This is a genomic window from Microbispora sp. NPDC049125 (genome assembly GCF_040802045.1).
Lineage (GTDB): Bacteria > Actinomycetota > Actinomycetes > Streptosporangiales > Streptosporangiaceae > Microbispora.
Genome location: NZ_JBEZDW010000025.1, coordinates 70,816 through 96,968 on the forward strand (window position 1 = coordinate 70,816; position 26,153 = coordinate 96,968).

A 26,153-nucleotide genomic window follows, 5' to 3' on the forward strand; every position below is an offset into this window, starting at 1 on the left:
GAATCAGGCCCAAGGGATTAGGCGCAGGCGGCGCCGTTCAGCAGGAACAGGTCCGGCGCCGGGTTCGCGCCGGGGGCCCCGACGCCGTTGAAGCCGAACGACACGGACTGGCCGGGCTTGATGGTCTTGTTGTACGGCTCGTTGGCCGCGGTGACCGTCGCGGCCTCCTGCGACAGCGCCGCGCTCCAGGCGTGGCCGACCTTCTGGCCGCCGAGGAACGACCACTTGAGCGACCAGCCGTCGATCGCCTTGGCGCCGGTGTTCTTCAGCGTGACCTGGGTGGTGAAGCCCGCGGGCCAGGAGCCGTGCACGGTGTAGGTGACCTGGCACGAGGCCGGCGCCCGCACGGTGCCGTCACCCTGGTCGGCGACGAAGGCCGACACCCACGACAGCGGCGCGTTCCAGTTGACGGCCTCCTCGTTGGTGGAGTACGAGCCGATGTCGTCGATGTAGCAGAACTGGGGCTTGCAGCCCTTCAGCTTCGCCTGCGCGACCGGGTCCTGGATGCCGGAGTTGGCGCCTCCGGCGAGCGTGCCGTGCGGTGGGTTGGGCAGCGAGGTGTCCAGCGAGTGGGCGTACCACCTGCTGTGCTGGTTCTTCGACGCCACCTCGCCGTAGCCCGTGACGTACGACTGGTTGAGCGCGTTGCGGCCGAGGATGTAGTCGATGCCCTGGAGCACGCCGTCGCGGTACTTGACCGTCCCGGTGATGTCGTACGCCGCGGCCATCACGACCATGGTGTTCAGGAACCCACTGTTGGAGCCCCAGACGTAGTCGCCCTGGTCGTACGGCAGGCCGTACGGGTGCCGCTGGACGGTGGCGAGGTAGCGGTCGGCGGCCGCGACCACGGACTGGCGCACGGCGTCGCGGCCCGGCAGGGCGTTGGGGACGGTGGCCAGGTCGAGGCGGCCGAGCGCCGCGACGTGGCCCCAGTCGAAGCCGCCCAGGCCCCAGACGTCTCCGGTGTGGTGCGGGGAGGCGAGCACGAAGTCCCTGTACTCGGCGTCGCCGGTCGTGATGTACAGCTCCGCCGCCGCCCAGTAGAACTCGTCGCTGGGGTCGGCGTCGTCGTAGGTCCCGCCGCCGACCCCGTCGGACGGGGAGGCGAGGACGGCGGGGTTCGCCTTCGCCGCGGCCCAGGCCTTCTTGGCCGCCGCGAGGTTCTTCGCCGCGAACGCGGCGTCGTACGGCGCGAAGATCCGGGCGGCCTGGGCGGCCGTGGCGGCGAGGTTGAGGGTGGCCGCGGTGGAGACCGGGTGCAGCTCGCGCTTCTGCGGGTCGAGGTGGGGCAGCAGCGGCAGGCCGGTCCAGTTCTCATCGTGGATCTTGTGGTGCACCATGCCGTCGGTCCGCTGCATCTTCAGCAGGAACTCCTGCTCCCAGCGGGCCTCGTCGAGGACGTCCGGGACCGCGTCGCCGCTCTCGGGGATCGCCAGGGAGCCGATCGGCTTGGCGGTCGCGGCGTTCTTCGTCCGCTCGAACTCGCTCATGAGCTGGGCCACCGAGATGCCGCCGTTGACGACGTACTTGCCGTGGTCGCCCGCGTCGTACCAGCCGCCCGACACGTCGAGGGAGTAGTCGCACACGCCCGGCTGGCACGGCACGTTCGTGTCGCCCTGGTTGGGGGACACGCCGACGTGGCCGGCCGGCCTGCCGTACCCGGGGCGCAGGGAGTCGTCGATCGCGATGCCGCTGCGCTGTGTGTAGTAGAACTTCAGCGCGTCGAGCTTGAGACCCTGGTAGGCGTCGGCCTTGATGTCGAACGGGCGGCTGGTCTCGCCGTCGGCGGTCAGCGTGAAGCCCGTCCCGGCCTTCTTGTACGACGTGAAGTCGATGGAGTGGACGTTCTGCCCTGAGCTGGCGTCGACGCCGCGCGGCGTGGTGGTGCCGTGCGCGACCGTCGTCCCGGCGGAGTTCTTGAGCTGCCAGGGCAGCGCCTCGGTGGCGTCGGTGACGACGGTGGCGTTCTTCGGGCCCTTCGGCAGGTAGGCCACCTGGTTCACCCGGACGCGGGGGCCGGTGTCGGGCTTGTACACCTCGGGCTCGGCGCCGCCCTTCAGGGAGACGTTGTCCACGCAGAACCGCCAGGGCTCGGCGCTGCCGCCGATCTGGAAGACCACCTGGGCGCTCGCGAGGTCGACCGGCGAGGTGAACGTGTAGTTGTAGGTGTTGCCCGAGACGCTCAGCTCCGGGGCGGCCGACAGGTACTGGGTGTACGGATCCACGGGCAGCTGGACGTAGGCCCGGCCGACCTTCCCCGGGTTGGCGGTGGCGAAGAAGCTGAAGGCGTAGGTCTCGTCCTTCACCAGCGGGATGTCGTTGAGGCCGATGATCGCGTCCCAGGGGTTGACCGTGCCGCCCGGGATGTCGGCGCACAGCCGGCCGTCGTCGATCGCGAAGGTGAGGTTCGCGGTGTGCCACCACGGGTCCGTGGTGGTGTCGAACGTGCCGTTGGGTATCTGCTCGGGTTCGTCGGCGGCATGGGCCGGGGAGCCGGTCAGGCACGCGGCGGCCAGCGCCGCGACGGCAAGGATGCTGAATCGTCTGAGCACGGTGATCCTCGATGAGGTGTGGGAGCGCTCCCAAGGGGTGAGCGCCTCATGTTTCCCCCGGGTTTCGCCAGGCGTCAACGACGCTCGCCTCCGCCCTCACGTGACCGGCCGATGCCGGGAGAGATCGGTGAAAATTTCATTTCTCCAAAGGATTATTTGCAAACGAGTCTTTGCAATGTTAGCGTCCTTGATCAAGGAGGTGAGTGGCATGGAGGAGACCTTCCATGTGAGCGATCCGGGCACGCTGCGGGCGGTCGCGCACCCGCTGCGGGTGCGGTTGCTGGGCGCGCTGCGGATGGACGGGCCGGCGACGGCCACGGAGCTGGCGGCCCGCTTCGAGGAGAGCTCCGGCTCGACCAGCTACCACCTGAGGCAGCTCGCCCGGTACGGGTTCGTGGAGGAGGATCCCGGTCAGCGTGACCGGCGCGAGCGCCGCTGGCGGGCGGTTCACCGCGGCACCGCGTGGAGCGATCTCGAGATGGGGGCGACCCCTGAGGGCCGCGAGGCGGCGACCTTCATGCGCCGCCGGCAGATCGAGGTGCTGACGGCGGCGGTGGAGCGGTTCGAGCGCGAACGGGACCGGTGGAGCCCGGAGTGGAACGACGCGGCCACGATGTCCGACGAGGTGGTCCGGCTCACGGCGGCGTCCCTGTCCGCGCTGAAGGACCAGGTGTTCACCTTGATCCGCGAGGCCGCCGAGCGGGACAGGGACGCGCCCGACACGCGGCAGGTCGCGGTCTTTCTCGCCGCCCACCCGCGCCGTCCGCCAGGCGAGGAGGAGGGACGATGAGCGGCCTTGCGCGCCGCCCGGCCGAGCTGTCCTCCGCGCGCGGCATGACGCGACGCTCACCCGCGCCGCCCTCGGGACGCGGCCTGACGCGCCGTTACGCGCTGATCGAGTTCCTCACGTGGCTGCCCCCGGGGCTGATGATGGCGCCGTACGTGCTGCTCATGACGGTGCGCGGGCTGGACCTCGCCCAAATCGGCGTCGTGGGAGCCGCGTATTCGGTCACGATCGTCGTGCTGGAGCTGCCGACCGGCGGCCTCGCCGACGTGGTCGGCCGCAGGGGCGTCCTCGCCGCCGCGGCCGCCTTCAGCGCGGTGGGCCTGGCCACGCTGGCGCTGGCCGGCTCGTTCTGGCCGTTCTTCGCCGCGGCCGTGCTCAAGGGGATCGCCAGGGCGCTGTCGAGCGGCCCGGCGCAGGCCTGGTACGTCGACGCGCTGCACGCCGAGCAGGGGAGCGATGCCGACCTGAAGCCGGGGCTGGCGGCGGGCGGGGCGGCGGGGGCGATCGCCCTGACGCTCGGCATCCTCGCGGGCGGAGCCGTACCGCTGCTCGGCTTGCGCGACGCCCTGGCCGTCCCCGTCTGGACGGGGGCCGGCGCCGCCGTCGTCCTGCTCGTGGCCGCACTGGCGATCATGCACGAGCCGGTCAGGCCCCATCGCGCACGGGTGGGACAGGTCGTCAGGGACGTCCCGCGGACGATCGCCGGGGGCGTGCGGCTGGCCCTGGTCGACCGGGGGCTCGCGCGGCTGCTGCTCGTCGCCGCCGCGGGGGGCCTGCTGCTCACCACGATCGAGACCCTGACCCCCGGCCGCCTGGCCGCCCTCACCGGTCTCCCCGAGACCGGGAGCACCGCCTACGCCCTCGTGGCCGCCGCCGGCTTCGCCGCCAACGCGGCGGGAAGCTCCCTCACCCCGGCCGTGGCGCGGCTGGCCGGGGGCTCAGTCCGCGCGGCCGTCCTGGCCACGGTCGCCGTCGCGGTAGCCACCGGTGCCCTCGCCGCCTCGGTGACGCTGCACGGCTGGGTCGCCATCGCCGCCATGGGGGCGGCGTACGCCGTGCTCTTCGCCGCGCTCTCGGTCGCGATGCTCCTTCGCGACGAGCTGATGCACAAGCGCGTCGCGGCCGACCGGCGGGCGACCGTCATGTCGGTCGACTCGCTCCAGCTCCAGTTCGGCGCCCTGCCCGCCTCGCTCTGCCTCGTGCCGCTCGCTGGGGCACTCGGCGTGGGCGCCGCGTGGGCGGTCGTCTCCGTGATCGTCCTCGCCTCAGCCCTGCTGTTCGTACGGCTCCCGGAACGGCCGGCGGCATCCCTGGTAGAACATCATTCGGTAAGGGGGCACAATCAGGCAGGAACGGCGTCGCAAGAGGGGTAGGGGCCGATGGGCAAGGTGACCGTGACGGCGGCGAGCACGGAGCAGCGGACGGCGTGGCAGGACGGGGTGCTGCCCCCGGTGGAGCGCGTCCGGCCCGGCCTGTGGTCGATCCCGGTGCCCATCCCCGTCAACCCCCTGCGGTACGTCCTCGTCTACGCCCTGGAGATCGACTCCGGGGTCGCGATCATCGACGCCGGGTGGAACACCGACGAGGCGTACGACGGGCTCGCCTCCGGCCTGAGGGTCGCGGGCTACGAGATGACCGACGTCAAGGCCGTGCTGGTGACGCACATCCATCCCGACCACTACGGCCTCGCCGGGCGGGTCCGCGAGGTGTCGGGAGCCTGGATCGGGCTGCACCCGGCCGACGCGCGCCTCGTGCACGACCGCTACGACGACTCGGCCATCGAGGCGCTCGTGGAGCGGGAGCGGGGGCTGCTGCTGCGCTGCGGCGTGCCCGAGCTGACCGCCGAGGAGCTGGCGGGAGCCTCCATGATGATCCGCCACATGGTCGCGATGGCGGCCCCCGACCGGCTCATCGAGGACGGCGAACGGCTCGGCCTGCCGGGATGGGATCTGCGCGCGATCTGGACTCCCGGGCATTCGCCCGGCCACCTGTGCTTCGCCGAGCCGGAGCGCAGGCTGCTCTTCTCGGGCGACCACGTGCTGGCCAAGATCACTCCGATGGTGGCGGTGCACCCGCAGTCGGCCGCCAACCCCCTCGCCGACTATCTCGACGCGTTGCGCGCCGTCGGCAAACTCGACGTGGACGAGGTGCTGCCCGCCCACGAGTTCCGCTTCCTGGAGCTCGCCGAGCGGGTCGACTACGTGATCGGCCACCACGAGGAGCGGCTCGACGAGGTGCGGCGCACCGTGGCGGAGGGCGGCGGGGCCACCTGCTGGGACGTCGCCACCCGGTTGACCTGGTCGCGGCCCTGGGAGGCGATCCCGCCGTACATGCGGCGTGCGGCCAACAACGAGACGCTCGCCCACCTGGTGTGGCTGGAGGCCAGAGGACTGGTGTCGCGCGTGGCGGGGGAGCCCGACCGGTGGAACGCTACGGCCGGGGAGCCGTCGCTTTCCATGTAAATCCAGTAGGGAATGTTGACTATCTGCCCTGAACGCATCTAGCGTGTCCGTTATGAGCCAGGGCCTGTACTTGACCCGGCGCGCCCACGTGGACTTCGGTCACGTCCGCAGCGCCCAGTGTCGCCGCGCCGCCTAGGAGAATCCGCCCCATCGCCGGGCCGGCCGCCCCACCGACGTCGGCGGCTGTCCACCTCGATCTCCCTCCCCCCTCGCGCGCCCAGGACGGTCGCGCGCCCCGCGGTCGGCGGCGCCCGTTGAGCGCCGCCGCGTACACCCGGCAGGACTTCGCATGCGCACGTTCAGATTCGCCGTCGCGGCCGCCCTGGTCGCGACGTTGTCCGCCTGCGGCTCGGCCGCCGCCGGCCAAGGAGACCGGCAGGTCACCGAGCTCCGCTACCAGGGCAGCCCCGGGACGGTCATCCTGCCCGAGCTCGCCCAGGACCTCGGTTTTCTCAATGGCGTCACGCTCAAATGGGTCGGCAACACGATCAGCGGCCCGCAGGACATCCAGTCGGCGGCCACCGGGCAGACCGACTTCGGCGGCGCCTTCAACGGCGCCGTCGCGAAGCTCGTCGCCGCCCGGGCCCCGATCAAGGCGGTGATCAGCTACTACGGCGAGGACAAGGAGACGTTCAACGGCTACTACGTCCTCGACGGCAGCCCGATCAAGTCGGCCCGCGACCTCATCGGCAAGAAGGTCGCCGTCAACACGCTCGGCGCCCATCTGGAGGCCGTGCTCAAGGAGTACCTCAAGCGCCAGGGCCTGACCAAGGACGAGATCAAGCAGGTCGAGCTCGTCGTGGTGCCGCCCGTCAACACCGAGCAGAGCCTGCGGCAGAAGCAGATCGACGTCGCCACACTCGGCGGGATCCTGCGCGACAAGGCGGTCGAGCGCGGCGGCATCCACCCGCTGTTCACCGACTACGAGCTGCTCGGCGCGTTCAACGCCGGCACCTACGTGCTGCGCGACGACTTCATCGCCAAGAATCCGGACACCACCAGGAAGTTCGTCACCGGCGTCGCCAAGGCCATCGAGTGGACCAAGAGCCACCCGAGGGACGAGGTCGTCGCCCGGCTCAAGTCGATCATCGCCAAGCGCGGCCGCAGCGAGGACGCCACCGCCATCGGCTACTGGAAGAGCTACGGCGTCTCCAGCACCGGTGGAGTGATCGGCGCCAAGGAGTTCCAGACCTGGATCGACTGGCTCCAGCGCGAGGGCGAGCTCCGGCCCGGCCAGGTCAAGGCCGCCGACGTCTACACCAACGCGTACAACCCCTTCGCGAACGGGAGTGCCAAGTGAGCCGCGAGAGCCGTACGAAGATCAGCATCCGGGGGGTGGGCAAGGTGTTCCGCGTCCGGGACGCCGAACGGCCCTTCACCGCGCTGGACGGGGTGGACCTCGACGTCCGGGACGGCGAGTTCCTGACTCTCGTCGGGCCGAGCGGCTGCGGCAAGTCGACGCTGCTCGACCTCGTCGCGGGGCTGACCCCGCCGACCTCCGGCGAGATCCTGCTCGACGGGGCGCCGGTCACCGGCCCGGGCCTGGACCGGGGGATCGTCTTCCAGCAGTATGCGCTGTTCCCCTGGCGCACCGCACTGGGCAACGTCGCCTTCGGGCTGGAGGCGAAGTCGGTGCCGAGAAGGGAGCGGGAGGACAGGGCCAGGCACTACCTGGACCTCGTCGGGCTGAACGGGTTCGAGCGGCGCTACCCCCACGAGCTGTCGGGCGGCATGCGCCAGCGGGTGGCGATCGCGCGGAGCCTCGCCTTCGACCCGGACGTGCTGCTGATGGACGAGCCGTTCGCGGCCCTGGACGCGCAGACCCGCGAGTCGCTCCAGGAGGAGCTGCGCGGCATCTGGGACAAGACCGGCAAGACGATCGTATTCATCACCCACGGCATCGACGAGGCCGTCTATCTCGGCCAGCGGGTGGCGGTCATGACCTCCCGGCCCGGCCGGATCAAGCAGGTCATCGACGTGGAGTTCGACAGCCGCGCCGGCGACCTGCGGGCCGACCCGGGCTTCGGCGAGTACCGCCACCGGCTGTGGAAGCTGCTGCGCGACGAGGTCGCCGCCGCACGGGCCCAGGAGGTGGCCTCCGTTGGCTGACACCCTCACCCCTCACGCCCCCGCACGCGCCGCCCAGGCCCGCTCGTACGGCGACACGGGCAGGCCGCCCCGCCGGGCGGCCGGCCGCCTGGGGACGGCAGCCAAGCGGTCGCTCGCCGTGGTGCTGCTGCTCGCGCTGTGGGAGGCGCTGCCCCGAACCGGAGTCGTCGACCGCGTCTTCCTGCCGCCCCTGTCGGAGGACCTGGCCGCCGGATACGACCTGCTGCGCGGCGGTGAGCTGCTCGACCACGTCGGGGCCAGCCTGGGCCGTTCGCTCGCCGGGTTCGCCCTGGCCATCGCGGCGGCGATCCCGCTCGGGCTGCTCATCGGCTGGTACAAGCCGGTGGCCGACTTCCTCAGCCCGGTGCTCGAACTGTTCCGCAACACCTCCCCGGTGGCGCTGCTGCCGGTCTTCACGCTCATCCTCGGGATCGGCGAGACCTCGAAGATCGCCTTCGTCTTCTACGCCTGCTCGTGGCCGATTCTGCTCAACACCGTCAGCGGGGTGAAGACGGTGGACGCGCTCCTGGTCAAGTCGGCCAGGTCGATGGGGCTGTCCCCGGTGCGGCTGTTCCAGAAGGTGCTGTTCCCGGCCGCCGTGCCCGCGATCTTCACCGGCGTCCGGCTGGCCGGGGCGTACTCCATCCTCGTGCTGCTGTTCGCCGAGATGGTCGGCGCCAAGGCCGGGCTCGGCTACCTCATCAACGCCGCCCAGTCGAACTTCCGGATCCAGGACATGTACGCCGGGATCATCACGATCTCCCTGATCGGCCTGCTCTTCAACCAGCTCCTCGTCCTGCTGGAGCGCCGCTTTTCGACCTGGAGGACCACGTGACCAGGAAACTGCACCTCAACGCCTTCCTCATGGGCGTCGGGCACCACGAGGCGGCCTGGCGGCACCCCCGCACCGAGCCGCGGCGGGTGACGGACGTCCGCCACTTCCAGCACCTGGCGCGGGTCGCCGAGCGGGGCAGGCTCGACTCGGTGTTCCTCGCCGACGGCCTCGCCCTGTGGGGGAACGTCCGGCACAACGCGCTCGGCGGGCTGGAGCCGCTGACCCTGCTGTCGGCGCTCGCGGCGGTGACCGACCACGTCGGGCTGATCGCGACCGTGTCCACCACCTACAACGAGCCCTTCCACGTCGCGCGCAAGTTCGCCTCGCTCGACCACATCAGCGGCGGACGCGCGGGCTGGAACATCGTGACCTCGGCAGGGGAGGCCGAGGCGCACAACTTCGGCATCGACCGGCCGGCGCACCGCCTCCGCTACGAGCGGGCCGACGAGTTCCTCGACGTCGTCACCAAGCTGTGGGACAGCTGGGAGGACGACGCGGTGCTCGGCGACCGGGCCTCCGGGGTCTACGCCGACACCGGCAAGATCCACCAGGTCGACCACGAGGGGCCGCACTTCCGGGTGCGGGGCCCGCTCAACACGCAGCGCCCGCCGCAGGGACGCCCGCTGCTCGTCCAGGCGGGCTCGTCGGAGGACGGCAGGGGCTTCGCCGCCCGCCACGCCGAGGCCGTCTTCACCGCCCAGCAGACGCTTGAGGAGGGCCAGGAGTTCTACGCCGACATCAAGGCCAGGGCGGTCGCGTACGGCAGGCGGCCGGAGGACATCCTCATCCTGCCCGGCATCTCGCCCATCCTCGGCGCCACCGAGCGGGAGGCGCTGCGCCTGGAGAAGGAGCTGGAGGACCTCATCGTCCCCGCGTACGGCGTGGGCCAGCTGTCCAACATCCTCGGCGTCGACCTGTCCGGGCATCCGCTGGACGAGCCGCTGCCCGAGGTGCCGGTGGAGACGGAGGGCCAGCAGAGCCGCCTCAAGCTCGTCGTCGACCTGGCCCGGCGGGAGGGCCTCACCATCCGGCAGCTCATCGGCCGGCTCGCCGGCGGGCGCGGGCACCGGGTGGTCGCCGGGACGCCGGAGCAGATCGCCGACCAGCTCCAGGAGTGGTTCGAGGGAGGCGCGGCCGACGGCTTCAACATCATGCCGCCCCTCCTGCCCAGCGGCCTGGAGGACTTCGTCGACCACGTGGTGCCCGAGCTCCAGGCCCGGGGCCTGTTCCGGTACGAGTACGAGGGCCGGACCCTGCGCGACCGCTACGGCCTCGCCCGGCCCGCCGGCCGCCACACCGATGCGGCACCCGCCCAGGAGGCCGCGGACACCACCGTGGCGGACACCACCGTGGCGGTCGCCTCGTGACCGCCGCGCGGACGGGTCACGACACCCCGGCACCAAGGAGGAGGACGCGATGAGCATCGTGACGCTGGTCGGCAACCCGAGGGACGGGTCGCGCACGCTGGGCGTGGCCGTACGGGCGGCGGAGGCGGTGGCCGGGCGGCTCGCTCCCGGCCCGGCCGCTCACGGCGACGTGGTGGACCTCGCCGGGCTCGCGGCGCAGCTGTTCGTCCCCGAGCCGTCGGCGGGGGTGGAGGTGGCGCTGGACCTCGTACGCGAGGCCGACATCCTGGTCGTGGCGAGCCCCACGTACAAGGGCACCTACACCGGGCTGCTCAAGGCCTTCCTCGACCGGCTGCCCCACCAGGCGCTGGCCGGGACGGCGGCGCTGCCGCTGCTGGTGATGGGTGACCCCAAGCACTCCCTCGCGGTGGAGGTGCACCTGCGCCCCCTGCTGGTCGAGCTCGGCGCGTTCGTTCCCACACCCGGGCTCGCCGTGCTGGAGTCTCAGATACCCGACCTGGACGACGTGCTGGCCCGGTGGGCCGGCCAGGTGGCCCCCCAGCTCTCGTACCGACAGGAGGTGCCGGCATGACCGGTGAGGATCCGCGATGGGCGGCGCGACGGGCGGCGCGGTCATGACGGCCGTCAGGGACGAGGGCCCCGAGGGCCGCGCCGAGGCGTGGCTGCGCCTGGTGCCCGACCACGAGCCGGTGCCCGTGGACGCGAAGCGGGCCGAGCCTGTGGCCGGGGAGGAGTTCCGCCGGGCGCTCGCCGTGCACGCGGCCGGCGTGGTGGTGATCACCGCGAGCCCGGAGGGAGTGCCGGTCGGGCTGACGGCGACGTCGTTCTCGTCGGTCAGCCTGACCCCGCCGCTCGTGTCGTTCTACGTCGCGCAGTCGTCGGCCACGTGGCCGCTGCTGCGGGAGGCGGACCTGTTCGCGGTCAACGTCCTCGCCTCCCACCAGGCCGACCTGGCCGCCCGGTTCGCGAGGAAGGGCATCGACAGGTTCGCCCATCCCACGAGCTGGTCGCAGGGGCACGAGGGCGTTCCGCTGCTCGACGGCGCCTCGGCCCATCTCGTCTGCCGCCCCCACCACATCGTCGAGGTCGGCGACCACGTCCTCGTGGTCGGGCTGGTGACCGGGACCGACGTGCGCGCGGGAGGCCGTCCTCTCCTGTACCACCAGGGCAGGTTCGGCAGGTTCCTGGCGCACTGATCAGGGGCTGCGCTCAGGTGAAGTCGGCGAGCTCCCGGCGGGAGACGACGCCGAGCTTGGGATACGCCTTGTAGAGATGATGGGCCACCGTGCGCGGGCTGAGGAAGAGCTGGGCGGCGATGTCCCGGTTCGACAGGCCGCGTGCGGCCAGCCGTACGATCTGGAGCTCCTGCGGGGTGAGCGTGGCCAGCGCGCCCGGCTCGTGCCTGTCGGGGGTGGCCGAGCCGGTGGCGCCCAGCTCGGTGCGGGCACGGTCGGCCCAGGGTGTGGCGTCGAGCCGTTCGAAGGTCTCCAGCGCGGCGCGCAGGTGCGGGCGGGCCTCGGCCTTGCGCCGGGTACGGCGCAGCCGCTCGCCGAGCAGCAGCTGGGTGCGGGCCCGCTCGAAGGGCCGTCCGGGCAGGTCGAGGGCGGCCGCGAACAGCTCGTCCGGCTCGGTGTCGTCGTCGCTGAGCAGTGCCCGGCAGCGGAGCACGAGCGCGTCCAGCCACGGCTGCCCGCAGAAGCGCGCCCACTCCTCGTACTGGGCGAACGTCGTGAGCACCCGTTCGGGCCGGCCCAGCCGTACCGCCGCCTCGACCATGTCGGGCACGCTGCGCGCGGTGGCGACCATGTGCATCTCGGTGAGGGTCTCCAACCGGGTCAGCGCGGCCTCGGCCCGGCCGTGGCCGAGGTCCAGCAGGCCCATCGCCCAGGTGGCCCAGGGCGCGCCGGCGGCGGGGACGTCGCCGACCGTGTCGCCCAGGGCGTCGGCGGCGTGCCGCCGGGCCAGGGCCTCGTCGCCGCGGAGCGCGGCCAGGCAGGCGAGGAAGCCGTTCAGCTGGCTCGCCCACTGGCGTTGGTCGGTGTCCTGCGCGATGCGCAGCGCCTCGCTCCCGGTGGCCAGCGCGTCGGCGTGCCTGCCGTGGAAGAGCTCGGTCTCGGCCAGGAAGAACAGCAGCGTGGGCAGCGCGCCGACGCCGCCCCTGGCCCGGGACTCCGCGATGAGCTCGGCCGCCACCTCGGCGGTCTCGGCGTCCTGACCGGCGGCCAGGCCCAGGCCGCAGAGCTGGACCAGGTCACGCGGCGCCTCGGCGCCCAGGCTCCGGGTCCGCGCGACCACCTCGGTGAGCGAGGGCGACGGCCCCTGGCGGCGGCTCACCGCCACCACGAACCGGACGACCGGGCCCACCGGGTGTTCGGCGGGCAGGTCCAGCGCCTCCAGCAGGGCGGTGGTCCGCTCCAGTTCGTCTCCGCCGATGTACCAGGCGCTGTGCAGGGCCTGCAGCAGCATCCGCGCCGCCTGCGGGCCGGACGCGGTGTCGGCGACGTCGAGCAGCGTCTGGTGGGCGGTGTGCAGCGCGCCGCGCAGGAAGTCGGCGGTGGCCCCGACGTGGGCCAGCCGGGCGTTCAGCTCGTCGTCGTCCGCCTGCCGTACCCGGAGCCTGGCGTGTCCGGCCAGCTCGGCCGCCCGGTCGAGCTGACCGGCGGCGAGCGCGCTCTCGGCGGCCAGCGTCAACCGGCGGGCCCGCGCCGGGCCGCCGTCGGCGCTCAGCCGGGCCGCCCGCTCGTACGCGGACGCGGCGGCCGCGTATCCGGCCCGGCTGCTGGCCCGTACGGCGGTCCGCTCCAGCTCGGCCGCGATCTCCTCGTCCGGGCCGGTCGCCGACATGGCGAGGTGCCAGATCCGGCGGTCGGCGTCCGCCGGTTCGGTCAGCGCGTCGGCCAGCGCGCGGTGGACGGCCAGCCGCATGCTCGGCGGTTCCCCCTGGTAGACGGCGGCACGGGCCAGCGGATGGCGGAACGTCACCGTGTCGCCCTCGATCCGGACCAGCCCCGCCGTCTCGGCGGGCGCGAGGTCCCGCAGCCCGGCGTCCAGGCGGGCGGCGGCGCGGAGCAGGAGCGCCAGGTCACCGGTGTCGTCGGCGGAGGCCAGCGCCAGCATCGCCTGGGTGCGCTCGGGCAGCCCCTGGACCCGGTAGAGGAAGGCGGCGCTGACCCGTTCCGTGAGCGGCAGCGGGACCCCGTCGAGCGGCTCGTCGAGCGGCTCGTCGCGCAGCGCGCCGGGCAGCTCGATCAGGGCCAGCGGGTTGCCCCTCGCCTCGGCCAGCACCCGGTACCGCAGAGACGGCGACAGGCCGCCGCCGAGCAGCGCGGCGGCGGAGGGGGCGTCGATGCCGTGGAGCCGCAGCTCGGGCACACCGGGCGCGGAGAAGTGCTCCCGGGCGGCGAACACGAGCGCGACGCCCTCGGCGTCGAGCCTGCGGGCGGCGAACAGCAGCGCCTCCGCCGACGCCCGGTCCAGCCAGTGCGCGTCGTCGACCAGGCACAGCAGCGGGCCGAGCTCCGACAGCAGCGACAGCACGGCCAGGCCGACCAGCAACCGGTCCCCGGCCTCGGCGGGGGCCAGGCCGAAGGCGGCGCGCAAAGCGCGTGACTGCGGCTCGGGGAGCGCGTCCAGCCGGTCGAGGACCGGGCGCAGCAGCAGGTGCAGACCGGCGAACGGCAGCTCCGCCTCGGACTCGATCCCGGTGGCGCGCAGCACCGGCAGGTCACCGGCGGCGGTGGCGGCGGCGTGGTCGAGCAGGGCGGTCTTGCCGATGCCGGGGTCGCCGCGCACGAGCAGGCAGCCACTGCGCCCCTCGCGGCAGTCCGACAGCAGGGACTCGATGACGGATTGCTCGGCGGCCCGTCCGTACAACATGCCCATGACCTACCTACGCGCGCTCCGGAAAGTACTTACCACTGACAGATTCTCTCGTTCGCCGAGATCCGTAGCGTCTATGACATCGGACGACGACGACAGGAGACCACCGATGAGCGACATGACCAAGCTGGCCGAGCGCTACCTCAACTGCTGGAACATCACCGACGCCGCCGAGCGCCGCGCCGAGATGGAGGAGGTGCTGACCGAGAGCGCCTCCTACATCGACCCGCTGGCGGGCGTGCACGGGCGCGACCAGATCGACGCGGTGATGGCCGCCGTTCAGGGCCAGTTCCCCGGCCTGGTCTTCACCCTCGCCGGTGAGGTGGACGCCCATCACAACGTGGCCCGCTTCAACTGGCACCTGGGCCCCGAGGGCGGGGACGCCATCGTGATCGGCTTCGACGTCGCGGTGCTCGACGAGGACGGCCGGATCGCGACCGTGTACGGCTTCCTCGACCAGGTGCCCGCCGCCTGACACTCCCCGAAACCACCTGGAAGGAAAGACAAGATGACTGCCACCACTGCCACCACCGCCACCGGCAACCAGAACCTCGTCAAGCTGGCGCTCAACCTCGACGCCCTCGTCACCGGCGTCAACGGCCTGGCCTACCTCGCGCTGGCCGGCCCGCTGCACGATCTGCTGGGCCTGTCCGTCGGCTTCCAGCGCGGGATCGGCGTCTTCCTGCTCGCCTACGCCGTCGTGGTCTGGGCGGTCGGCCGTCCGGCCCGGGTCAGCCCGGCCGCGGTGGGGACCGTGATCGCGGCCAACCTCCTGTGGGCGGTGGCCAGCGTCCTGGAGCTTGAGCTCGGCGGCATCGACGTGAACACCCTCGGCGCCGTGTGGGTCGTCCTGCAGGCGGTGGTCGTCGCCGCCTTCGCCGCTCTCCAGTACGCGGGCCTGCGTCAGGCCCGATGACCGTCCCGCTGAAGACCGTACGGCGGCGCCACCAGTGCCCGGACCTCCAGGGAGGCCGGGCACTGCCGCGTTCAGCGGTGGGGGACGGCCGTGAGGACCGTGGACTCCTGCAGGGCGGGATCCTGGTTGAGGATGGACTGCATCCGCATCCGCAGGACGGGGGAGGGCTCGACGCCCAGCTCCTCGGTCAGCCTGCGGCGTATCTGGTTGTACACGTCGAGCGCCTCCACCTGGCGCCCGGCCCGATAGAGCGAGAGCATCAGCAGCTCCGAGACCCGCTCCCGCCACGGATGCAGCACCGCCATTCGCTTCAGCTCGCTGATCGTGCCCCGCTCCGCGCCGGCCGAGATGCCGGCCGCGATCTTGTCCTCGATCGCCGTGAGGCGGAGCTCCTCGTAGTGCAGGGCCGCGCTGCGCAGCGCGGGGCCGCCGCCGACGTCGTCGAGCGCGGGCCCGTCCGCCAGCGCGAGGGCCTGCCCCAGCAGTTCGACCCCCCGCACGGGATCGGTGCCGAGCACTTCGTGGGCCTGGGCGACGAGCTTGTCGAACAGCAGCGCGTCGACCTCCTCGTCGCGGGCCTTGAGCATGTACCCGGTGGGCAGCGTGATGAGCCGCTCCTTGGCGAACTGCTCGCCGTAGGCGTCGTTGAGAACCCTGCGCAGCCTGGCGACGAGGGCATGCAGGGCGTTGTCGACGTTGGACAGCGGCTTGCCGTCCCACAGCTCGTCGAGCAACTGCTCCTTGGAGACGGGTCTGCCCGCGTTCACGCACAATGCGGCCAGGAGGGTGCGCTGACGCATGCCGCGCACCGCGATGCGGCGGTCACCGTCCATAAGACAAACGGAACCGAATAACCTGAAGAGCACTGTTCCGGTCACCGACTACTCCTTTTCCTCCGAGCGTTCGTCGGTTGCCACGAAAGGTGAAATGGGTGATCGGCCTCCAGGCTCGCGCTAAGGAATCCAAGCCCCAATTCCCCCCCTTTTGCCGTGCTAACGGCCAATATAGCCACTCGAATTGTCGCGAGTCTTGTTGGTCCAGTGCGGTTCGAGTGGGGAAGGAGGTGACGGTGAGAGACGGCTTCGATACGGCCGCTTACCGCAGGGGGCAGCGGAACGGCCTTTCACGGCGGTGATCCAAACAGAGACGCCGACCTCCCCGCAGGCGGCGACCGGGAAGGCCGGTGCCGCAGGGCGCGGGAACGTCGGCGTCGCAGGGTGGTGCGGGACGGTCAGCGTTGCAGGGCGGTGCGCAGGAACCAGCCGATCTCGGAGGCCGACAGCCGTTCGAGATCGTTCACCGCGTCCGCGACCTCGGCGGGCCCGCCCGCTTCGAGGAACTTGCCGCGGACGAGCCGCCGGTGGCTCGCCCTGGTGTCCGGGCCGATGCCCCCCACGGGCACGTCGGCACGGTGCTCGACGACCCGCCCGCCGGCCAGGTGGACCGACACCGCGGCGGGAGTGGCCTTCACCGCGTCCTCGAAGGAGGCGCGTGGCGGCCCGATGGGCCCGAGCAGGTCGGCGAGCAGCGGCCCGCCGAAGTCACGGACCCAGGCGGCCCCACGCTCGCCGGCCGCCCTGATCGCCTCGCCGAAGGGCGCGTCGGCGTGGAGCAGGATGGTCGTCATCTCCTTGTCGTGCACCAGGCGCACCTTGGCCGCCAGCGCCCAGCGGGCCGGGTCGTCCGTGGCCGGCGCGGTGAAGTCGGCCGGGGTCAGGCCGCCGGTGCTCAGCGCGGTCGCCACCGCGTACGGCGTGGCCGACACCAGCGCGCTGACGGGGGTGCGCGGCCCGTCGAGGTACTCGGCGGCGGCCTTGTCCACCATGAGCGTGTAGAGGGACGCGCGGACGACGATCTCCTCGATCGCCTCCATCTCGTCCGGATCGAGCTCCGCGTGCAGGCGGAGGGCGCAGTCGACGGCGGTGTCGGTGCCGGGGCCCGACGGGTGCACCTTGAACGAGAGCGTCTCGGTGTGCCACCGGTCGCCGAGCCCCACGGTGATCGCGGTGGGCACCGGCACCTGGGCGAACGTGGCGAGGAAACCCTTGGGGTGTTCGAGGATGTCGGGTGCGCCGCTCAGCCCTCCGGCGGCCGAGTCGACCGCCGCCAGCCCGACCCGGACGGGCAGCGCCGAGCTGAGCATCCGCGCCTCGCTGCCCATGAAGCCGTGGGTGAGCGTCCAGATCGGCATCGCGAACGCCAGCCCGAACGCGTCGACCCAGCGGCCGGCCGGCGCGCCGGAGGCGTGCAGCCGCGCGGCGATCGCTCCGGCCAGATGCGTGTGCGCGGCCATCTGCCCGCGGAACGGGCCCAGGGTGGCCGAGGCCGTGATGCGCGCCGCGCACTCGTTCGCCGCGATGATCGCGGTCAGCAGTGCCGTGCCGTCGAGCCGGCACGCCTCGGCGTAGGCGAACGGCACGCTGACCGTGGAGTTGGACAGGTGCCCCGCGTACGCGGTGTCGTCCAGGTGCAGCCAGGAGGTGAGCCCGGCCAGCACGGTCGCCGCCTTCTTCGCCGTCGGCTGGAGCGGCGTGCCGAACGCGCGGAGGAGGGTCTGTCCCTGCGGATGCGCCATCCCGCCACGGATGGCCGCCAGCTGCGACAGCACCTGGCTCTTGGCCATCTCCACCACTCGAGGCGGCACCTGGTCGAGTGTCAGCTTCGCTGCCCAGCCGGTGAGCTCCTCCAGCAGGGTCATCGCGGCAGGTTGTCGTGGACGGTCATCGGGCCGTGGCCTCCGCGCCGACCTCGTTCAGGAAGCCCGCGACCTGCCGGTAGGACTCCCAGGCCGAGACCTCCACGTACGGGATGCCGTGCTCGGCGCAGTAGGTGCGCACGATCGGCCGGGCCCGGCCCAGGTTGACCCGCGGCATGGTCGGGTACAGGTGGTGCTCGATCTGGTAGTTCAGCCCGCCGAACAGGAAGTCGGTGATCCGCCCCGGGCGGATGTTGCGCGAGGTGAGCACCTGCCGGTGCAGCCAGTCCAGCTCGACGTCGCTGCGGTGCACGACCATGCCCTTGTGGTTGGGGGCGAAGACGGCACCCAGGTAGAACCCGAAGATGGCCTGGTTGAGCAGGATGAAGACGATCGCCTTGACCGGCGGCAGCACTGCCAGGACGGCCCCCAGGTAGAGCAGGCCGTGCAGCACGGTCAGCCCGAGCTCGGTCAACGGCCGCTTGAGCGTGCCCGCCCTGGCCGCCTGGAAGCCCGACGCGTGCACCCGCCACGCCTCCTGGGCCAGCAGCACGAAGAACATCACGGCCTGGTGCCTGATCACGAACCGGCCGAACGCGGTGGCTCCCTTGGTCGGCACCTCGTCGACGTGGAAGATCACCTTGCGGCGCCGGGTGTCGGGGTCCTTGTCCAGGTTGTTGGGATGGCTGTGATGGCGGTTGTGGTGGTTGACCCACCAGCCGTAGGTCATTCCCATCAGCACGTTCATGTGCACCCAGCCGATCGCCTGGGCGAGCTGCTTGGTGTGGCTGATCTGCCGGTGCCCGACGTCGTGCCCGATGAAGCCGGACTGGACGAACGTCAGCCCGAGCGCCACCGCGACCACGAGCTGCCACCATGAGTCGCCGATCAGGAAGAACGCCACCCAGCAGCCGGCCATCAGCAGGAGAGTGGTGGTGATCTTGAGGACGTAGTAGTCCCGCCTGGGGGCCAGCAGGCCCGCCCGCCTGATGCGCTCCGTCAGGTCCTCGTGGGTGCCCGTCGGGGATATCGTGATCGTTTGCGCTTCGGTTGACATGGGAACGAAGACCTCCCGCGTGGAAACGTCATAGCGTTGTTCCTGCCATTCGGCGATAATTCTCGCAAACAGCTCTGACAGGCGGCTGACGCGAATTCTCGACCGCCGTCCGAGTCATTCTCGATTGGCCTGACGATCCGCTGACGTGGACCGGCGCCGCCATTGCCGCAGCCTGCCGGCCGGGATAAAAAGGTGTGGTTGTGCAGTCGCCCGATATTCACCACCGAACGTCAGATCAAGGAGTCGAGGAGGATTTCGTGTCCCAGGTCAATGTCACACCCGCAGTGGTGCTCCCCCCGGCGCGAGAGGCCATGAGCTGGCTCCACACCCAGATGGTGCCGGCGTCCGTCCACGCGCCGATCGACGCCGGGGCGCTCGAGGACGCGGCGGCGGAGCTGAGCTCCGACGGCCGGCCGATCACACCCTTCCAGGCGTTCGCGAACCTCACCGCCCGCGCCCTGGCCGAGCACCCGTCCGTACGGCAGCGCCGCGCGAACCGGGGCGAGCTGCGGCTGCAGTCCTGGGTCAACCTCGGCGTCGCCGTGCCGGCCGCGAAGGGCGACTTCACCGTCGAGGTGCTTCCCGATGTCGATCTGCTCGACCTGTCCGACCTGTCCGAGCACTGTCTGGCCGCGATCGAGAGCGCGCTCCCCGGAAGCCCGCCGAACAGCGTGCCGGCCATCCTGTCGCACCTGGGCGGCCACTCGGTGCTGCACGGCGTGCCCGTGGTCGTGGCGCACTCGGTGGCCACGTTCTTCCTGGGCGCCGTCGAGCGGCTGGGCGCCCGATGGGTGCGGCCCGTCGTCGTCGCGTACGACCTGGCGGTGCTCGACACACGCGAGGCGGTCGCCTTCCTGACCGCGATCCAGGACGCGATCATGCGTCTGACTGTGGCCTGAGAAGCTCTCACCTGCGGATACTCAAAAAAAGACCGATCGCCCCGATTTTCATATACAAACCGGTCGTCCCGTTTTATTATCTTCGATATGACCTCCGTCGTATGGGAGATGACATGGAGATCGAGATCCTCGGGCCCCTACGGGTCCGTGTGGCGGGAATCCCGGTAACCCCCTCAGCCGCGAAGCCGTGCACCTTGCTCGCGACGCTGGCGCTGCACGCCGGGGAGTCCGTTCCCATCGCCGCGCTCTTCAGCGAGCTGTGGGGAAACACGATTCCGCGCAGCGCGAGCACCACCCTTCAGACGTACGTGATGCATCTGCGCAACCTCATCGGGGCCGCGCTCGACCGGACGGGCGACACGACGCGGGTGCCCAAGGGCATCGTGGTGACCCAGCCGGGCGGCTATCTCCTGGACATCGGCGACGGCCGGATGGACGTCTGGGAGTTCCAGAAGCTCGCGACCGCCGGGCATCGGGCCAGGGAGGCCGGGGACTTCCAGAAGGCCTCGGCGAAGTTCGGCGAGGCACTGGCCATGTGGCGGGGCGGCGCCCTGTCGAACGTGCAGCTGGGGCCGATGACCGAGATCGAGGCGTGCCGCCTGGAAGAGGCCCGGTTCAACGTCCTGGAGCGCAGGATCGACGCCGACCTGCGTCTCGGACGTCACCACGAGTTGCTGGCCGAGCTGAGCGCGTTGGTCGCCCGGCATCCGACCCACGAGGGGCTGGCGGCGCAGCAGATGCTGGCGCTCTACCGGGCCGGGCGGCGCGCCGAGTCGCTCAGCGTCTATCGCCAGCTCAGGACCAGGCTCGTCAACGGCCTGGGAATGGAGCCGTCGCCTGTGCTGCAGGTCCTGCACCGGGGGGTGCTCGTCTCCGACCGTCATCTGGCCGAGCCCAGGGCCGGAGTGGGGGCGGTCCGACGATGAGGCCACCGCTGAGGCCGCGGGGAGCGGTGGCAGCGGTGCCGGGGGGACCAGTGGGGGACGGTGACGTGACAGGAGTTCGGACGTGGCGCGACAGGAGCGGTCCCACATCACCCGGCAGCGAATCGTCGAGGCGGCGGCCGAGGTGTTCGCGCGCAACGGGTTCGCGGGAACCAGCCTGAACGACATCGGCCGGGCCTCCGGCATGACCAAGGGCGCGCTGTACTTCCACTTCTCCGCCAAGGAGGACATGGCCACGGCCGTGCAGCAGCAGGGGGGCCAGCGACTCCGTGCCCTGGCCGGGCAGCTCGCCTCCCGGGAGCTGCCACTCATCCAGGCGCTGATCGACATGACCCACGTACTTCTGCGCTGGCTCGACGAGGAGCCGACGTTGCGGGCCAGCTTCCGGCTCGCCCGGGAGCGCGGAGCCGACGACGGCCCGGCCGGCGTCTACAACGGCTGGCTCCGGCTGGCCGTGGACTTGCTCGCCAGGGCGCGCACGCTGGGCGAGCTGCACCCCGGCGTGCGCGAGGACTCCTACACGATCATCGTCGTGGCGATCGGCGTCGGGTTGGAGGGGCTCGCGTGCGCAGGCCTGCCCCGGGCCCGGATGACCGCCGCGCTCACCGCGATGTGGGAGTCGCTGCTCCCGGCGCTCGTCTCCGATGAGTTCCTGGGCAAGCTGCGCGCCGCGGACCCCTAGACCGCTGAGCTGCCGCCCGGGGAGAATCGCGCCAGCCGTCGGGGCGGGACGATTCCGGGGAGCAGCAGCTCCCACATGACCGTGACCCGGCGCCGCAGGTCGGCCCGCCGCGAGAACACCTGGGAGCTGAGCTGCACGCCGGTGAAGGACGAGATCACGTAGTGCGCGACGTCGTCCGGCTCCAGACCGCTGCGCAGGTCGCCCTTGTCCCGCGCGCCGGCCGCGCAGACCCTCGCCACGTCGACCCACCGCTGGTACGCGTCGGGCGAGGGTGACTCGAACGTGCCGTACTCGATGACGAGGCGGATGCCCGCGCGCACGCGGACGTTGTCCATCAGGTTCGCGGCCAGGTCGTGGGAGACGTCGATGAGGGTCTGCATGCCGGCGTCGGTGACGGCGACGGGGAGCGCGCCGACTTGGAACTGGGCGTCGATCAGCTCCCTGGCCAGCTCTTCTTTCGAGGGGAAGTGGAAATACAGGGCGCCTTTGGTGACGCCCGCCTGGGAGATGATGTCGGACAGACTCGCCGCCGCGTAGCCATGCTCATCGAAGACGGTGGCCGCCGCGTCGAGGATGGCCGAGCGGGTGATCTCGGCCCGCTGCTGTCTCACCTTCAGTGCCTTTCCGTTCCATGCGCGCTCATCTTGATCTCTCTTCCCACAGTAGACCCAACTGCTGAGTAACAAAGCAAAAAAAACCGGTCGGTAGGTATTGTACGGCCTTGCCCCCTATGTCATAAAGCAATGGCCGCCACCCGTCTCTTCGTGAGGTGTTCGATGCACACGACGATCAATGAGCACGGTAAGCACGGTAACGACGACGCACCCCGCTTCTCCCCACCGATGATCACGGGGATGTTCCAGCAAACCGTCCCCCGGCGCCTCGTGCACCGGGAGGCCGTGTCGGAGGTCTTCCTCACCGACATCGTGAAGCTGACGAGCGACAGCTTCCTCGTCGGGGCCCAGTGGCCCCGCAGCCACAGCTTCTTCGGGTTGAGGTCGGGCCGTTCCCACGATCCGATGCTCGTGGCGGAGACGATCCGGCAGGCGGGCCTGCTGGTGGCGCACGAGGGCTTCTCGATCGGGGAAGACGTCAAGTTCCTCTCGCACGCCAAGTCGTTCCAGGTCACCCAGGCCGGCCTGGAGCTGCGCGACACCGTCGCCTCGATCGCCCTGATGGTGAAATGTCATGACATCAAGCGGCGGCGGGATCAGGTCGGGGGGATGAGCCTGCAGTTCAGCGCGTACCGGGACGGCGAACGGATCGCCACGGCCGACGCCCGGATGAGCTGCGTGCCGCCACGGCTGTACATGCGCCTGCGCGGGGTGCGGGCGTTCGTCGACGGCCCGCCGGCGGTCATCCCCGAGCCGGTACGGCCCTGCCTGGTCGGCCGGGACGCCGAAGCGGACGTGGTGCTGGCCGAGACGCTCATGCCGGACACGTGGCTGCTGCGGCTCGACCGGAGGCACCCGGTGATGTTCGAGCACTCCGTGGACCATGTGCCCGGCATGGCGGTCATCGAGGCCGGGCGGCAGGCCGCCCACCTGATGCTGGGCCGTACCGGCATGATCCTCCTGTCCTGCGACTTCAGCTTCGCCCAGTACGTGGACCTCGACGAGCCGTGCCTGGTCACCGGAACGGTCCTGGCCGACGACGGCGACTCGGCGAGCGTCCGGGTGGTCTTCGTCCAGGGCGGGGCCGAGGTCGCCGTCGGCGTGCTCAACGTGCATGAGGACCTTTCTGCATGAACGCCGGTGAAGGGGACGCGATCCTGGTGGCGGGGGGCACCGGCTTCATCGGCTCCGCCGTTGTGCGGCTGCTGCTCGCCGCCACCGACCGCCCCGTCCGGGTGCTCCGCAGAGGGGCGCTGCCGGAATGGATGGCCGGGGCGACGCTGACCCGCGGCGATCTCGCCGACCCGCGGTCACTTCGCGGAAGCTGCGACGGGGTCTCCACGTTGATCCACCTGGCTTCGCAGATAGCCGGCGACGCCGAGCTGTGCGACCGGGTCAACTTCGGAGGCACGGCGGCGCTGCTCGCCGAGGCCCGCAGCGCCGGGGTCCGCAGGACGCGTTACCTGAGCACGACGTCGGTCTACGGGATGGGCACGCACCGGGGGGACGCCGAGAGCGCGCTGGTGCCCCACCCGGTGTCGCCGACGAGCATGAGCCGGGCGGCGGCGGAGCGGCTCGTGCTGGCCGCGGGAGGCACCGTGCTGCGGCCGCACCTGGTCTACGGGCCGGGGGACAAGTGGTTCGTCCCGGCGCTGCTGCGGCTGTTCCACCTGGTTCCCGCGTGGATCGACGGGGGCCGGGCGCTGATGACGCTGGTGTCGGTCGGCGACCTGGCCCGTGTTGTGGGCGCGCTGGCCCTGGAGGCAGGGTCGGACGGCGCCGGAGTGGTGCTGCACGTCGGGCACCCCGAGCCGGTCAGCGTACGGCGGCTGCTCACCACCGTCCACGGCTGCCTGGGCCTGCCGCTGCCCGAACTCGACCTGCCCGCGGCCGACCACCGCGCGCTCTCTCGCACGGCCGTGCCGGCGATGACCGACCACCAGTTCACGCTGCTCGCCGACGACCACTGGTACGACACCTCGGCCGTCTGGTCCCGTACGGCGCTCGACCCGGGACCGGGATTCGAGGCACGTTTCCCCGCCGCGGTCTCCTGGTACCGCGAGCTTCTCTCTCCGACCACGAAAGTGGGATGACCATGTTGCTGCAAGGAAAGCGCCTGCTCGTCACGGGCGTGCTGACGGACAAGTCGATCGCGTACGCGGCGGCCCGGCTGGCCCAGGAACAGGGAGCCGAGATCGTGCTCACCGGGTTCGGGCGGGGCCTGCGGGTCACCGAGCGGGTGGCGGAGAAGCTGCCCCGGCCGTGCGACGTGCTGGAGATGGACGTCACCAGGCCCGAGCACATCGAGGCCGTCGTGGCCGACCTGGACACCAGATGGGGGATGGTCGACGGCATCCTGCACGCGGTGGCCTTCGCCCCGAAGTCGGCCCTCGGGGGCGGGTTCATGTCCGCCTCCTGGGACGACGTGTCCACGGCCCTGCACATCTCGACCTACTCGTTCGTGGCGCTCGGCCGGGCGTTCGGGCCGCTGCTCGCCAAGGCGGGCGGCGGGTCGATCGTCGGGCTGCACTTCGACGCGTCGCAGGTGTGGTCGGGCTACGACTGGATGGGGGTGGCGAAGTCGGGGCTGGAAAGCTCGTGCCGCTACCTGGCGCACGCGATGGGCGGGCAGCGCACGCGGGTGAACCTCGTCGCCGCCGGGCCGCTGCGCACGGTGGCCGCGTCGGGCATCGGCAGCAGCTTCGGCGACTTCGAGGCCGTGTGGCCGACGCTGGCCCCGCTGGGCTGGGACGCCGCCGACGCCACCCCGGTCGGCCGGACGATCTGCGCGCTGTGGTCGGACTGGCTGCCGCAGGTCACCGGCGAGGTGATCCACGTCGACGGCGGCGCCCACGCGGTCGCGCTCGGCACCCCGGCGGACGCGCCGGGGTGACTGCTGGATGAGCGGCGCTCAGCCCCCGGCCAGGGCGGTGTGCAGGTCGGCCAGCACGTCGTCGGCGTGCTTGGCCACCTCGGGGTCGTCGGGGGCGCCGAACACGCCGAACATGCTCTGGATCAGCGACTGCATCAACTCTTCAACGGACATGGGTTCCTCCTAGAAAGCGCCGCAGGCACGGAAGACGTGGGCGAAGGCGGCCACGGAGGCCCGGCCACGGAACCCGATGTACTCGGGGATCATGAGATCGGGCCCCCACTTCTGCTTGTAGGCGAGCTGGGTCTGCGCCGGGTACAGATCGGCGCCCTGGGCGAACAGCGCGTGCATCAGCCACTGGAAGCCCAGGTTGTGGCCGGGCAGCTCAAGGCTCGCGTCGAGGCCGGTGAACGGGGTGAACCCGAAGTGCAGCCACGGGACGCCCTCGCCGCGGAAGACCTCGATGGCGGTGCTGTTGATCGCCTCCATGATCCCGGGTGACCCGCCGGGGATGCGGCGGCTCAGGTCGTGCATCCAGCCGGGGCGGGTGCCGTACACCGGGCAGTAGGAGATGTAGCCGACCGGGCGGCCCTCGACCCGGCCCAGGAAGAGCCGCCGGTGCTCCTGAGCCGGCCCGCCGAGCTGGCCGACCAGGAACTCCAGCTGATGCACGTGCTCGCCCTTCGCGCCGAGCCACTCGCGGTCGATCTCCGCGATGGCCTCGCCGAGGTCGGCCGGGTCCACCTCGGTCACGGTCAGCCCGTTCCGGAAGGCCCGGGAGATCTTGTTACGCAGCTGCATGAACTTGGTGCCGCGCAGCGTGAAGCCGTCCAGCGAGACCGCCCAGGACGCGCCGATCTGGTTGACCGTGAACCCGCGGCTCGCGTAGCGCTCCGCGTCGTCGCGCTGCAGCTGCACCGACACGACGCGCAGGTCGTTGTCGTCGGCGTACGCCAGGAAGCGGTCGAGCAGCACGTCGTAGTCGCCGGGCGGGGCGAAGGGGCCGCCGAGCTGGACCAGGTGGCCGCCGGCCCGCCGGTAGGCGATCAGGCCCTCGACGCCGGGCGAGGTGAAGGCGTCGGTCTCCCGGTTGAGGGCCAGGAAGGCCGAGGGGTTGTCGGCGTGGGCACGCAGGGACTGGATCACCCCGGTATCCGTGGTAATGACAGACACGATCTACTCCATTCTTCGTCCTGTATTCAGTGAAGCATCTTCGGAACGGCCCAGGAAGGGCCACCTAAATCGCATCAGCGGAAAGTCAGGCGAATGTCAGAGCGGTCGGGCACTATGAATTTGTGAGCGGCTCCGGGGAACCGGAAAGCCGGTCGAAGGAGAGGTTCCCGTAGCGGCCTAACGGGGATCGGGCGTTTAGTCCGGTCGGGTGTGATAGCCCACGCAGGTTCGAATCCTGCCCTCTCCGCTGGGCCGAGTGATCGGTCCGAGGAGAGGTTCCCGTAGCGGCCTAACGGGGATCGGGCGTTTA

At 71.3% G+C, this 26,153-nt stretch carries 25 protein-coding genes and 1 tRNA gene; 18 read left to right on the top strand and 8 right to left on the bottom strand.

Annotated elements, in window-relative coordinates; genetic code table 11:
• Window positions 1-17: 17 nt before the first annotated feature.
• Window positions 18-2,552 (bottom strand): glycoside hydrolase family 9 protein, encoded by a 2,535-nt coding sequence (locus AB0B72_RS26260; RefSeq protein WP_367741617.1) that lies wholly within the window; start codon window positions 2,550-2,552, stop codon window positions 18-20.
• A gap of 208 nt (window positions 2,553-2,760) precedes the next feature.
• On the opposite strand from AB0B72_RS26260, the gene AB0B72_RS26265 reads away from it, so the two are divergent.
• The 9 genes from AB0B72_RS26265 (at window position 2,761) to AB0B72_RS26305 (ending at window position 11,308) form a co-directional block, all read left to right on the top strand.
• The gene (locus tag AB0B72_RS26265) at window positions 2,761-3,342 is read left to right on the top strand and encodes a winged helix-turn-helix domain-containing protein (RefSeq protein WP_367741618.1); all 582 of its coding nucleotides are present in this window, start codon (window positions 2,761-2,763) and stop codon (window positions 3,340-3,342) included.
• A complete protein-coding gene (locus AB0B72_RS26270) occupies window positions 3,339-4,712 on the top strand; it encodes an MFS transporter (protein ID WP_367741619.1) in 1,374 nt (457 codons plus the stop codon). The genes AB0B72_RS26265 and AB0B72_RS26270 overlap by 4 nt, the downstream gene beginning before the upstream one ends.
• 6 nt (window positions 4,713-4,718) lie before the next feature.
• Window positions 4,719-5,801: an MBL fold metallo-hydrolase gene (locus AB0B72_RS26275; protein WP_367741620.1), complete on the top strand. Its 1,083-nt coding sequence runs from the start codon at window positions 4,719-4,721 to the stop codon at window positions 5,799-5,801.
• Between the two features lie 289 nt (window positions 5,802-6,090).
• Window positions 6,091-7,101 (top strand): ABC transporter substrate-binding protein, encoded by a 1,011-nt coding sequence (locus tag AB0B72_RS26280; RefSeq protein WP_367741621.1) that lies wholly within the window; start codon window positions 6,091-6,093, stop codon window positions 7,099-7,101.
• A gap of 20 nt (window positions 7,102-7,121) precedes the next feature.
• The gene (locus tag AB0B72_RS26285) at window positions 7,122-7,910 is read left to right on the top strand and encodes an ABC transporter ATP-binding protein (protein WP_367741674.1); all 789 of its coding nucleotides are present in this window, start codon (window positions 7,122-7,124) and stop codon (window positions 7,908-7,910) included.
• Window positions 7,903-8,745: an ABC transporter permease gene (locus tag AB0B72_RS26290; RefSeq protein ID WP_367741622.1), complete on the top strand. Its 843-nt coding sequence runs from the start codon at window positions 7,903-7,905 to the stop codon at window positions 8,743-8,745. The genes AB0B72_RS26285 and AB0B72_RS26290 overlap by 8 nt, the downstream gene beginning before the upstream one ends.
• Window positions 8,742-10,112: an LLM class flavin-dependent oxidoreductase gene (locus tag AB0B72_RS26295; protein ID WP_367741623.1), complete on the top strand. Its 1,371-nt coding sequence runs from the start codon at window positions 8,742-8,744 to the stop codon at window positions 10,110-10,112. The genes AB0B72_RS26290 and AB0B72_RS26295 overlap by 4 nt, the downstream gene beginning before the upstream one ends.
• Window positions 10,113-10,161: 49 nt before the next feature.
• Entirely contained in the window at window positions 10,162-10,683 is a 522-nt protein-coding gene (locus AB0B72_RS26300) for an NADPH-dependent FMN reductase (protein WP_367741624.1), read from the top strand.
• Window positions 10,684-10,699: 16 nt separating this feature from the next.
• Window positions 10,700-11,308 carry a flavin reductase family protein gene (locus tag AB0B72_RS26305; RefSeq protein WP_367741625.1) on the top strand — a complete coding sequence of 203 codons (609 nt, stop codon included), beginning with the start codon at window positions 10,700-10,702 and terminating at the stop codon, window positions 11,306-11,308.
• A 13-nt stretch (window positions 11,309-11,321) separates the two neighbouring features.
• Here AB0B72_RS26305 and AB0B72_RS26310 read toward each other — a convergent pair whose 3' ends face one another.
• On the bottom strand, window positions 11,322-13,994 hold the full coding sequence (locus AB0B72_RS26310) for an AAA family ATPase (protein ID WP_367741626.1): 2,673 nt from the start codon (window positions 13,992-13,994) through the stop codon (window positions 11,322-11,324).
• A 106-nt stretch (window positions 13,995-14,100) separates the two neighbouring features.
• On the opposite strand from AB0B72_RS26310, the gene AB0B72_RS26315 reads away from it, so the two are divergent.
• Both AB0B72_RS26315 and AB0B72_RS26320 read left to right on the top strand, forming a co-directional pair.
• On the top strand, window positions 14,101-14,466 hold the full coding sequence (locus AB0B72_RS26315) for a nuclear transport factor 2 family protein (protein ID WP_367741627.1): 366 nt from the start codon (window positions 14,101-14,103) through the stop codon (window positions 14,464-14,466).
• A 33-nt stretch (window positions 14,467-14,499) separates the two neighbouring features.
• Window positions 14,500-14,907, top strand: a complete 408-nt coding sequence (locus tag AB0B72_RS26320; RefSeq protein ID WP_367741629.1) for a hypothetical protein — start codon at window positions 14,500-14,502, stop codon at window positions 14,905-14,907.
• 71 nt (window positions 14,908-14,978) lie between these two features.
• Here AB0B72_RS26320 and AB0B72_RS26325 read toward each other — a convergent pair whose 3' ends face one another.
• The 3 genes from AB0B72_RS26325 to AB0B72_RS26335 all read right to left on the bottom strand — a co-directional run bounded on the left by AB0B72_RS26325 (window position 14,979) and on the right by AB0B72_RS26335 (window position 18,659).
• Entirely contained in the window at window positions 14,979-15,740 is a 762-nt protein-coding gene (locus AB0B72_RS26325) for a BTAD domain-containing putative transcriptional regulator (protein WP_367741630.1), read from the bottom strand.
• 398 nt (window positions 15,741-16,138) lie between these two features.
• Window positions 16,139-17,605, bottom strand: coding sequence for an MmgE/PrpD family protein (locus AB0B72_RS26330; protein ID WP_367741631.1), 1,467 nt, complete (start codon window positions 17,603-17,605; stop codon window positions 16,139-16,141).
• 22 nt (window positions 17,606-17,627) lie between these two features.
• A complete protein-coding gene (locus AB0B72_RS26335; RefSeq protein ID WP_367741632.1) occupies window positions 17,628-18,659 on the bottom strand; it encodes a fatty acid desaturase in 1,032 nt (343 codons plus the stop codon).
• A 257-nt stretch (window positions 18,660-18,916) separates the two neighbouring features.
• Between AB0B72_RS26335 and AB0B72_RS26340 the strand changes: the two genes are divergently transcribed.
• The 3 genes from AB0B72_RS26340 (at window position 18,917) to AB0B72_RS26350 (ending at window position 21,184) form a co-directional block, all read left to right on the top strand.
• The gene (locus AB0B72_RS26340; protein WP_367741633.1) at window positions 18,917-19,558 is read left to right on the top strand and encodes a 2-oxo acid dehydrogenase subunit E2; all 642 of its coding nucleotides are present in this window, start codon (window positions 18,917-18,919) and stop codon (window positions 19,556-19,558) included.
• A 113-nt stretch (window positions 19,559-19,671) separates the two neighbouring features.
• Window positions 19,672-20,484, top strand: coding sequence for a BTAD domain-containing putative transcriptional regulator (locus tag AB0B72_RS26345; RefSeq protein ID WP_367741634.1), 813 nt, complete (start codon window positions 19,672-19,674; stop codon window positions 20,482-20,484).
• Between the two features lie 82 nt (window positions 20,485-20,566).
• The gene (locus tag AB0B72_RS26350) at window positions 20,567-21,184 is read left to right on the top strand and encodes a ScbR family autoregulator-binding transcription factor (RefSeq protein ID WP_367741635.1); all 618 of its coding nucleotides are present in this window, start codon (window positions 20,567-20,569) and stop codon (window positions 21,182-21,184) included.
• On the opposite strand, the gene AB0B72_RS26355 is transcribed toward AB0B72_RS26350, so the two are convergent.
• Entirely contained in the window at window positions 21,181-21,795 is a 615-nt protein-coding gene (locus AB0B72_RS26355) for a ScbR family autoregulator-binding transcription factor (RefSeq protein WP_367741636.1), read from the bottom strand. The genes AB0B72_RS26350 and AB0B72_RS26355 overlap by 4 nt on opposite strands.
• A 243-nt stretch (window positions 21,796-22,038) precedes the next feature.
• Here AB0B72_RS26355 and AB0B72_RS26360 point away from each other — a divergent pair, with 243 nt between their 5' ends.
• The 3 genes from AB0B72_RS26360 to fabI are packed head-to-tail and all read left to right on the top strand — an operon-like array spanning window position 22,039 to window position 24,691.
• A complete protein-coding gene (locus AB0B72_RS26360; RefSeq protein ID WP_367741637.1) occupies window positions 22,039-22,932 on the top strand; it encodes a ScbA/BarX family gamma-butyrolactone biosynthesis protein in 894 nt (297 codons plus the stop codon).
• Complete coding sequence (locus AB0B72_RS26365; RefSeq protein WP_367741638.1) at window positions 22,929-23,891, top strand: NAD-dependent epimerase/dehydratase family protein; 963 nt, start codon at window positions 22,929-22,931, stop codon at window positions 23,889-23,891. The genes AB0B72_RS26360 and AB0B72_RS26365 overlap by 4 nt, the downstream gene beginning before the upstream one ends.
• Entirely contained in the window at window positions 23,888-24,691 is an 804-nt protein-coding gene (gene fabI / locus AB0B72_RS26370) for an enoyl-ACP reductase FabI (RefSeq protein ID WP_367741639.1), read from the top strand. Before AB0B72_RS26365 ends, fabI begins: the two co-directional genes overlap by 4 nt.
• An 18-nt stretch (window positions 24,692-24,709) precedes the next feature.
• Here the strand turns inward: fabI and AB0B72_RS26375 are convergent, their stop codons facing one another.
• Both AB0B72_RS26375 and AB0B72_RS26380 read right to left on the bottom strand, forming a co-directional pair.
• Window positions 24,710-24,844, bottom strand: a complete 135-nt coding sequence (locus AB0B72_RS26375) for a hypothetical protein (RefSeq protein WP_367741640.1) — start codon at window positions 24,842-24,844, stop codon at window positions 24,710-24,712.
• A 9-nt stretch (window positions 24,845-24,853) separates the two neighbouring features.
• On the bottom strand, window positions 24,854-25,843 hold the full coding sequence (locus tag AB0B72_RS26380; protein ID WP_367741641.1) for a bifunctional lysylphosphatidylglycerol flippase/synthetase MprF: 990 nt from the start codon (window positions 25,841-25,843) through the stop codon (window positions 24,854-24,856).
• 157 nt (window positions 25,844-26,000) lie between these two features.
• On the opposite strand from AB0B72_RS26380, the gene AB0B72_RS26385 reads away from it, so the two are divergent.
• Window positions 26,001-26,090 (top strand) — tRNA-Lys (locus AB0B72_RS26385).
• The last annotated feature ends 63 nt before the right edge of the window (window positions 26,091-26,153 follow it).